The following is a 9,178-nucleotide window of genomic DNA, read 5'->3' as shown; positions in this document are numbered from 1 at the left end:
CAATACCATTGGTAACCCTTTCAGGAGTACCATTTGGCAGTTCTTTTTTATATAAAAATCCTGCTGCATTAAATACAACAAACTTACCATCGGGTGAGGTAGTTAGCTGTCTGATCATTTTTGAGGTGAACTCAGCGCTGAATACTTGTTTTGGGAAATGCAGAGATTCCTGTATGGTCTGCGTGCTTGTTACTTTAAAAGGGATATCGGAAATAACCAATGAACTGAGCTCTATCTTTTTGATTTTTCCTTTAGCATAAAAAATGATGTTTTTAGAATCAGGAGTCCACGCAAAATTGGGGTAAACACCAAATATGGCCCACGTTTCCTGTTGGTCATGGGTAAGGTCTTCTGTTAGTGTCCATTCTTCGCCGGAATTGATGTTCTGTACAACAAGTACAGATTTTAATCTGATCCGTTTAACATAAGCCATCATTTTGCCATCGGGCGAGATCTGAGGACGAGCTGAACCCCCTGGTTGCTCTATCAGATCTGTTAATTTGCCGGTAATCATGTCTAGCTGACGGATCGCATATATTACACCATTAGGGTCTTTGCTATATTCAAAGTTAGGACCTGGCGATACATCTTCGCTAAAGTATAGGTATCTGCCATCAGGCGATACGTTAGGCTCACCCGCATCTTGCTGATCGTTTTTTCTTTTGGTTAATTGTACACCTTCGCCACCATATATACTGTACATCCACATTTCTCCGGCGCCTAAAGAACGGCTGCCAGTAAAATGCTTCCGGGCAATCAGATAATCGCTGTTTGGCATCCATGTGGCATTGTTTAACAGTCTGAATGTTTCTTTGGTAACTTGCCTTTTATTAGACCCGTCGCGGTTCATGATCCAGATGTTGTCGGCTCCGGTTTTATCGCTGGTATAGGATATATACTTCCCATTGGGGCTAAAGCGCGGCTGAACATCCCAGGCAACGCCCCCGCTTAACAACGCAGCTGTGCCACCTGTAACGGGCATAGTGTAAATATCCCCTAAAAGATCAAAAACGATATCTTTACCATCGGCGCTTACATCCAAATTCATCCATGTACCCTCGTCTGTGCTGATATTAAACGTTTTAGTGGGTCCATGAAATTTTTCGACATCCCATTTTTTTTCCTGGGCATAGCTGAAATGAAGTATAGGTAGGAAACATAATAGTAGTAATGATGTTTTCATAAGCGACGGGTGTTAATTAGCCCGCAATTTAGTAATATCAGTTCATTTTTATAGTTTTGGGCTTAACCTTTTTATGAGTGAAGTAGAGATATTAAAACGATACTGGGGATTTGATAGTTTCAGGCCATCACAGGATGAAATTATTGCATCGGTTTTAAACGGAAATGACACCTTAGCATTATTGCCAACAGGAGGAGGTAAATCGCTTTGCTTTCAGGTACCTGCAATGGTTATGGAGGGAATATGTATTGTTATTTCGCCCCTGGTAGCCTTAATGAAAGATCAGGTTGAGGGGTTAAAAGATAATGGGATCAATGCAGTGGCCATTTATGCAGGCATGGGTAAAAGAGAGATCGATATCCTTTTAGATAATTGCATTTATGGCAATATTAAATTTCTTTACCTGTCTCCGGAGCGGTTGCTTTCTGAATTGGTTAGAGAGCGGATCTCTTACATGAATGTAAATCTTATAGCGGTTGATGAAGCGCATTGCGTTTCTCAGTGGGGCTACGATTTCAGGCCACCATATCTATTGGTTAGTGCCATCAGAGAGATCCATCCAAAGGTGCCGGTTTTGGCTTTAACAGCTACCGCCACTCAGTTTGTGCGAAATGACATTGTAGAGAAATTACAGTTTAAAAATGCAAAGATTTTTGTGCAGAGTTTTGCTCGGAAAAACCTGAGTTATGTGGTTTTAAACGATGAAGACAAGCACAGAAAACTGATAGATATTGTTAAGAATGTAAAGGGCAGCGGATTGGTGTATGTGCGCAACCGGAGGGAAACTTCGGAAATAGCATTGTTTTTAAAACGAAATGGCATTGCTGCTGATTTTTACCATGCGGGGGTTGAAAAGGAAGAACGCTTTAAAAGGCAGGAAAACTGGAAGCAAAACATAATCCGTGTAATGGTGGCCACCAATGCTTTTGGAATGGGAATAGATAAACCTGATGTTCGTTTTGTAGTTCACCTGGATTTACCAGAAAGTTTAGAAGCATATTATCAGGAAGCCGGCAGGGCAGGCAGGGATGGTAAAAGATCATACGGTGTTCTATTGTCCAATAAATCAGATCAGATGGCCCTGCAGGCTAAATACGCCAATAGTTTTCCTACGTTAGACGAGATTAAAAAGATATATCACTATCTGGGCAATTACTTTCAGCTGGCATTTGGTGCTGGCGAGGGCTTAAGTTTTAACTTCGATATTGCTGATTTCTGTAAACGGTTTAATGTGGGCGTGGTAAAAACAATTGCCGCTCTTAAGTTTTTGGAACGTGATGGGTATATCACCTTGTCGGAAAATATTTTTTTACAATCGAGGGTGTTGTTTACAGTTGGCAACGAAGATGTTTATCGCTTTCAGATAGAAAATGCAGGCTATGATCCACTTATTAAGGCTATTCTAAGATCATATGGCGGTGCCTTTGATCAATATGTGAAGATTCAGGAATCAGATATTGCCAAGAAAGTAAGGATGTCATTTAATGATGTAGTCAGGCTGCTGAACAATTTACAGGATCAGGGTATTTTGTCGTATTTGCCTCAAACAGACCAACCTCAGTTGCAATATATACGTGCCAGAGTTGATCTGCTTCATATAGACATTGATGTAAAGTATATTGAACTAAGAAAGAAAATTCAGACAGATCAGATAAATGCGGTATTGGCTTATGCCGGAAAAGCAGAATGTAGAAGCATTCAGTTGTTGACTTATTTTGATGAACCCGATTCTGAAAAATGTGGAGTTTGCGACATCTGCCTTGCAGAGAAAAAAGCTGAAGATCTGGATCAGTTATCTGATAAGATAGATTTTGAGATTGTTACTTTGTTACAGAGTCAGGCCCACGCACTGGACGACCTTGTAAATGCCATAAAAGTTGGTGCTGAAAATGAGATACTAGACCGGATAAGAGAATTGCTTGATGCCGGGAAAATTAAAACGGACGGGAAAAATTATTACCTTTAATATTATGAGAAAGATTATCGCTATTGTTTGTGCTATTCCTGTTCTTTTAGCAGGATGTTCCTCTGATTGTATACAGGATTCGGGTAAACACATTGTTAAAGATGCTGTTGTAAAGAATTTTGATCAGATAAAAATTACCGGGGCCATTAAACTTGTGATCAAACAAGATAGTTCTTATGCTATAAAAATTGATGCAGATTCTAGTATTGTTAACATGGTAAGAACAGATGTGAGCAGTGGAGAACTGAGGGTGAAACTGGACGATGGAATATATTGTGGTACAGACTCTGTAGTTGTTTATGCAGGTATTGGTGAATTGAAAAAGCTAAATACAGTAGGAGCTGTTAAGGTTGTTGGCGATGGCCGTATTTATGCAACAGATGTTGATTTGAAACTCGAAGGTACATCTGATGTTTCTCTGGACCTGAGTGCGTCTAAATTAACCACCAGGATTGATGGGATTGGTAAACTTGCGCTGACCGGGCAAACCGGTGTACACAATTTAACAGCTAAGGGAACATCAACTGTTAATGCATTTGATTTTGTAGCAGGTATTTACGATATAAATATCGATGGAACCGGAAAGGCCAACATAAATGTGCTGAACGATCTGAAAATTAAAACGGCAGGCTCAAGTGAGGTGTATTATAAAGGGAACCCGAAAAACGTTGATGAGAAAAAATCAGGAGCTACTAAATTGGAGAAAGTAAATTAATACTGAATACTGTTTTTTAGCTACTTTAGTACCTCATTTAATACATGGAACAAAAAAACGATAAAAAAGTCATCCGCTCGTGGGCGTTCTTTGACTGGGCTAATTCAGCATATAATCTAGTTATTACTTCTACCATTTTTCCGGCTTATTATACCATAATAACTACCACTCAGGAACATGGTGATAAGGTTTCCTTTTTTGGAAGAACTTTTACCAATACGGCCTTGTCTAACTATGCCTTATCTGTGGCCTATCTGATAATGGCTTTGCTGTTGCCTATTCTTTCGTCAATTGCAGATTACAGGGGCAACAAAAAGATTTTCATGAAAATCTTTACCTACATAGGTGGTATTGCCTGCATGGGATTGTACTTTTTTAAGCTCGATACGCTGGAACTGGGCATCATCTGTTTTGCTATAGCTGCCATGGGATACATAGGAGGGGTGTTGTTTAATAACTCATACCTCCCAGAAATAGCTACTGTAGATCAGCAGGATGCGGTAAGTGCAAAAGGTTTTGCTTATGGTTATGTAGGTAGTGTTTTGCTTCAGATCATTTGCTTTGTTTTTGTACTGAAACCGGAACTGTTTGGCATTACAGATTTATCATTTCCGCCAAGGTTATCATTCTTGCTGGTGGGTATATGGTGGATTGCTTTTGCACAGATTCCGTTTAAAAAGCTTCCTGCAGGTAGTCCAAATTATTCGTCGATTAATAAGAGCGTAGTAAGAAGTGGTTTCCAGGAATTGTCTAAAGTTTGGAACCAGTTACGCCATATGAAAGTGCTTAAAATGTTTTTATTGGCATTTTTCTTTTATTCAATGGGTGTACAAACCATTATGCTCGCCGCTGCGGGTTTTGGAGAAAAGACTCTAAAACTGGGAACTTCTAAACTTATTGTAACCATTTTAATTATACAGTTGGTGGCCATATTGGGTGCCATGATGATGTCTTATTTTGCAAAGAAAATTGGAAATGTTCGTGTATTGATCTATGTGGTACTCATTTGGATTGCTACTTGTGTTTGTGCATATTACATCACCAATGAATACCAATTTTATGGATTGGCCGCTATTGTTGGTTTAATTATGGGAGGTATTCAGTCCTTGTCAAGATCAACGTATTCAAAATATTTGCCTGCCAATACCCCTGATACAGCCTCATTCTTTAGCTTTTATGATGTAACCGAAAAGATGGCCATTGTAATTGGTTTGTTTAGTTTTGCTTACATTGAGGAAGTAACGGGGAATATGCGGAACTCCATAATAGCTTTGGCATCATTTTTTATAATTGGTTTGGTGTTTTTGGTGGTATTAAAAAGCGTTGAAAAGAGATCTGTTTTATAAATGCTTAACGTAAATGCTTGACGTTATAGCTTTAAAATAAATGCGTGGTAATGCTCGTTTTAACTTAAATAAAATGGTCACTTTTGACTTAAATAGTAGAGAATATAATATTAATGAAAGTAGAATTATTTGTACCCTGTTTCGTAGACCAGTTATATCCGGAAACGGCATTTAATACCATAAAGTTATTGGAGAAGGCTGGTTGTGAGGTGTTCTATAATTCTAATCAGACCTGCTGCGGTCAACCTGCTTATAATGCGGGCTATTGGGAGCAGGCAAAGGAAACGGGCACTAAGTTCCTTAGTGATTTTTCGGAAACAGATTATATAGTAGCTCCATCCGCATCATGTGTAGGTATGGTTAAAAGTGGTTATAGTGATCTTTTTACCAACACTACCGTGCATAACAAATGTAGGAATATCCAATCCAATATCTTTGAGCTTTCAGATTTTCTGGTAAACGTTCTTAAAAGAGACTATTTTGGGGCAGAGCTGGATGGAAAGGCTGTTTATCATGATTCTTGTAGCGGACTACGCGAATGCAAAATCAAAGAAGAACCAAGGCTACTTTTGTCTAAAGTACACGGATTGGAAATGGTAGAGATGAAGGATACTGATATGTGTTGTGGCTTTGGTGGTACATTCGCAGTTAAGTTTGATGCCATTTCATCGGCAATGGCTGAGCAGAAGGTGAATAATGCTTTGGAGCAAGGTGCTGAATATGTGATTTCTACAGATTTATCATGCCTGATGCATTTACAGGGTTACATCGACAAAAATAATATTCCGCTTAAAACGATGCATTTAGCCGATGTATTGGCAAATGGATGGTTAGAAAGTACGGAATATTAGTTAACTTTGTAATTCAGAATCACATTGTAGGTGATTTATAACACAAATTTTATTAATTTTTAAATCATAGTTGTAGATGATTAACATTACACTGCCTGATGGCTCTAGCCGTCAGTACGAAAAGGGCACAACTGCCCATCAAATTGCATTATCAATTTCTGAGGGTTTAGCCCGCAATGTTTTAGCCGCCGAAGTTAACGGAGAAGTTTGGGATTCATCCAGACCGATAGAGTCTGATGCTTCTTTAAAACTACTAACATGGAATGATACAGCAGGTAAAGCTACTTTCTGGCATTCATCGGCCCACATTATGGCCGAGGCATTGGAAGCATTGTACCCTGGTACAAAATTTGGTATCGGTCCAGCTATTGAAACCGGATTTTACTATGATGTAGATTTTGGCGACAGAGAGTTTTCTTCTGATGACTTTAAAGCTATCGAAGCAAAAATCATTGAACTGGCAAAACAGAAAGAGGTTTTTGTTAGAGAATCAGTTTCAAAAGCTGATGCAGTTAAGTATTTTACTGAAAAGGGAGACGAATATAAGTTAGATCTTATTGATGGCCTTGAAGATGGTAAAATCACTTTTTATACTCAGGGACAATTTACCGATTTATGTCGTGGCCCACATATTCCTAATACAGGGTTTATTAAAGCTGTTAAGTTGATGAATGTTGCCGGCGCTTATTGGCGTGGTGACGAAACTAAAAAACAGCTTACACGTATTTATGGTGTTACTTTCCCTAAAGCAAGTGAACTTACTGAATATCTTCATATGATTGAAGAAGCTAAGAAAAGAGATCACAGAAAGTTAGGTAAGGAGCTTGAACTATTTGCTTTTTCTGAAAAAGTAGGCATGGGATTGCCATTGTGGTTACCAAAAGGTGCAGCATTGCGCGAGCGTTTGGTGCAGTTTTTAACAAAAGCACAAGGTAAGGCAGGGTATGAGCAGGTTGTAACTCCACATATTGGCCATAAGAATTTATACATTACTTCGGGTCACTATGAGAAATACGGTAAAGATGCATTTCAGCCAATAAAGACACCGCAGGAAGGAGAGGAGTTTTTCCTTAAACCGATGAACTGCCCGCACCATTGCGAGATTTATAAAGTGAAACCACGTTCGTATAAAGATCTTCCTTTGCGTTTTGCTGAGTTTGGAACTGTATATCGCTATGAGCAAAGTGGAGAACTGCATGGTTTAACAAGGGTTCGTGGATTTACTCAGGATGATGCACATTTGTTTTGTCGCCCAGACCAGGTGAAAGAGGAATTTAAAAAGGTAATTGATCTTGTACTATACGTATTTAAATCATTGGGTTTCAATGATTATATCGCTCAGGTTTCTTTAAGAGATCCTGAAAACAGAGCAAAATACATTGGTAGCGATGAGAACTGGCATCTGGCAGAAACTGCAATTATTGAGGCTGCTGCAGAAAAAGGTTTACCAACAGTTGTGGAATACGGCGAAGCAGCATTTTATGGCCCGAAATTAGATTTCATGGTTAAGGATGCATTGGGTAGAAAATGGCAGCTTGGAACTATTCAGGTTGATTATAATTTACCTGAGCGCTTTGAGTTGGAATATACTGGCAGCGATAATCAAAAACACAGACCAGTAATGATCCATAGGGCTCCATTTGGTTCTCTTGAGCGTTTTATCGCAGTTTTGATTGAACATTGTGCTGGTAATTTCCCATTATGGCTTTCTCCTGAACAATTTATTATTCTTCCTATCTCAGAAAAGTATGAAGAATATGCAAAAAAAGTTTCAGATGAACTAAATAATTCCGATATTCGCGGGCTGATTGACTTTCGTGATGAGAAGATTGGAAGGAAAATCAGAGACGCAGAGGTTAAAAAAATACCTTATATGTTGATTATTGGTGAGAAGGAAATGGCTGAAGGAAAGGTTTCTGTAAGGAAACATGGCGAAGGCGATTTAGGTGAAATGACCCTGCAAGAGTTTAGTGAATTATTAATTAAAGAAATAACAGTTTAAATAAGATACAAATTTGGCATTAGGCAGACCAGGATTTAATAGGGGACCACGTCCTCCTTTTAAGAAAAAAGAAGCAGAACATAATATTAATCAGTTTATCAGGGCACAAGAGGTAAGATTAGCTGGAGATAATGTTGAACCGGGGATCTATCCTTTGGCAAAAGCTTTGGCCCTTGCCGATGAGTTAGAATTGGATTTAGTGGAGATTTCTCCGAATGCAGTTCCTCCAGTATGTAGAATAATCGATTACAGCAAGTTTGTTTACGAGCAAAAGAAAAAGCAGAAAGAGATTAAAGCTAACGCTAAACAAACTGTTATTAAGGAGATTAGATTCGGACCTAACACTAACGATCATGATTTTCAATTTAAACTAAAGCATGCTGTTAGTTTCCTTGAAAATGGTGAGAAAGTTAGAGCTTATGTTCACTTTAAAGGTAGAGCAATCGTTTATAAAGAACAGGGAGAGATTCTTCTTCTTAAATTTGCTCAGGCTCTTGAAGACATAGGTAAGGTAGAATTGCTACCTAAATTAGAGGGTAAGCGTATGTTTTTAACACTTGCTCCAAAAGTTGCTAAGAAATAAATAAATTACATATAATAAAAACAGGTTATGCCAAAAATGAAAACCAATTCCAGTGCTAAAAAGCGTTTTTCGCTTACTGGAACAGGTAAAATCGCAAGAAAGAACGCATACAAAAGCCACATCTTAACAAAGATGTCGACTAAACGTAAGCGTAACTTAGGTCAAACATCAATGGTGTCTGATGCTGATATGGGCAACGTTAAACGTATGCTTGCAATCGGTAAATAATTAAATTTTTAACCAGGTAACCGGTAGTAAGTTTGCTGTAATACGCAACACCGTTTATCAAAAACAACAAAAACATGCCACGTTCGGTAAACGCAGTAGCTTCGAGAAGAAGAAGGAAAAAAGTCCTAAATTTAGCCAAAGGCTATTGGGGATCAAGAAGCAAGGTTTTCACCATTGCTAAAAATACGGTAGAAAAAGGTTTGCAATATGCATACCGTGACCGTAAAGTTAAGAAAAGAGAATTTCGTGGATTGTGGATTCAACGTATCAACGCTGGAGCACGTCAACACGGTATATCTTACTC

9 protein-coding genes are annotated in these 9,178 nt (G+C 38.6%); 8 read left to right on the top strand and 1 reads right to left on the bottom strand.

All coding sequences use genetic code 11. From position 1 onward, the window contains the following. The coding region (locus AC1DG9_RS17995) for a TolB family protein (protein ID WP_477634991.1) at nucleotides 1–1,183 on the bottom strand (1,183 nt) is incomplete at its 3' end. Nucleotides 1,184–1,256: 73 nt separating this feature from the next. Here AC1DG9_RS17995 and AC1DG9_RS17990 point away from each other — a divergent pair. From AC1DG9_RS17990 to rplT, 8 genes are all read left to right on the top strand, one after another. Continuing rightward, a complete protein-coding gene (locus AC1DG9_RS17990) occupies nucleotides 1,257–3,149 on the top strand; it encodes a RecQ family ATP-dependent DNA helicase (RefSeq protein WP_288883738.1) in 1,893 nt (630 codons plus the stop codon). Nucleotides 3,150–3,153: 4 nt separating this feature from the next. Then, nucleotides 3,154–3,864, top strand: coding sequence for a head GIN domain-containing protein (locus tag AC1DG9_RS17985; RefSeq protein WP_246269722.1), 711 nt, complete (start codon nucleotides 3,154–3,156; stop codon nucleotides 3,862–3,864). 44 nt (nucleotides 3,865–3,908) lie between these two features. After that, the gene (locus tag AC1DG9_RS17980) at nucleotides 3,909–5,210 is read left to right on the top strand and encodes an MFS transporter (protein WP_288883740.1); all 1,302 of its coding nucleotides are present in this window, start codon (nucleotides 3,909–3,911) and stop codon (nucleotides 5,208–5,210) included. A gap of 113 nt (nucleotides 5,211–5,323) precedes the next feature. Next, entirely contained in the window at nucleotides 5,324–6,061 is a 738-nt protein-coding gene (locus AC1DG9_RS17975; RefSeq protein ID WP_172663299.1) for a (Fe-S)-binding protein, read from the top strand. Nucleotides 6,062–6,137: 76 nt separating this feature from the next. Further along, a complete protein-coding gene (gene thrS, locus AC1DG9_RS17970; protein ID WP_172663298.1) occupies nucleotides 6,138–8,063 on the top strand; it encodes a threonine--tRNA ligase in 1,926 nt (641 codons plus the stop codon). A gap of 13 nt (nucleotides 8,064–8,076) precedes the next feature. Continuing rightward, on the top strand, nucleotides 8,077–8,646 hold the full coding sequence (gene infC / locus AC1DG9_RS17965) for a translation initiation factor IF-3 (RefSeq protein ID WP_008238148.1): 570 nt from the start codon (nucleotides 8,077–8,079) through the stop codon (nucleotides 8,644–8,646). Nucleotides 8,647–8,673: 27 nt separating this feature from the next. Beyond that, nucleotides 8,674–8,874 carry a 50S ribosomal protein L35 gene (rpmI, locus tag AC1DG9_RS17960; RefSeq protein ID WP_048905002.1) on the top strand — a complete coding sequence of 67 codons (201 nt, stop codon included), beginning with the start codon at nucleotides 8,674–8,676 and terminating at the stop codon, nucleotides 8,872–8,874. 74 nt (nucleotides 8,875–8,948) lie between these two features. Next, nucleotides 8,949–9,178 (top strand): 50S ribosomal protein L20 (gene rplT / locus AC1DG9_RS17955; protein ID WP_477634990.1); only part of this gene is annotated, 230 nt, incomplete at its 3' end.

The organism is Pedobacter sp. 05L430 (assembly GCF_056397585.1).
The sequence above is the reverse complement of the archived record's forward strand: the minus strand, read 5'-3'. Positions and strand labels throughout refer to the sequence as shown.

What these genes read in the sequence shown, in the direction of transcription:
- thrS (WP_172663298.1), top strand. Translation starts at nt 6,138, where the DNA reads ATGATTAACATTACACTGCCTGATGGCTCTAGCCGTCAGTACGAAAAG.
- AC1DG9_RS17990 (WP_288883738.1), top strand. Translation starts at nt 1,257, where the DNA reads ATGAGTGAAGTAGAGATATTAAAACGATACTGGGGATTTGATAGTTTC.
- AC1DG9_RS17985 (WP_246269722.1), top strand. Translation starts at nt 3,154, where the DNA reads ATGAGAAAGATTATCGCTATTGTTTGTGCTATTCCTGTTCTTTTAGCA.
- AC1DG9_RS17975 (WP_172663299.1), top strand. Translation starts at nt 5,324, where the DNA reads ATGAAAGTAGAATTATTTGTACCCTGTTTCGTAGACCAGTTATATCCG.
- AC1DG9_RS17980 (WP_288883740.1), top strand. Translation starts at nt 3,909, where the DNA reads ATGGAACAAAAAAACGATAAAAAAGTCATCCGCTCGTGGGCGTTCTTT.
- rpmI (WP_048905002.1), top strand. Translation starts at nt 8,674, where the DNA reads ATGCCAAAAATGAAAACCAATTCCAGTGCTAAAAAGCGTTTTTCGCTT.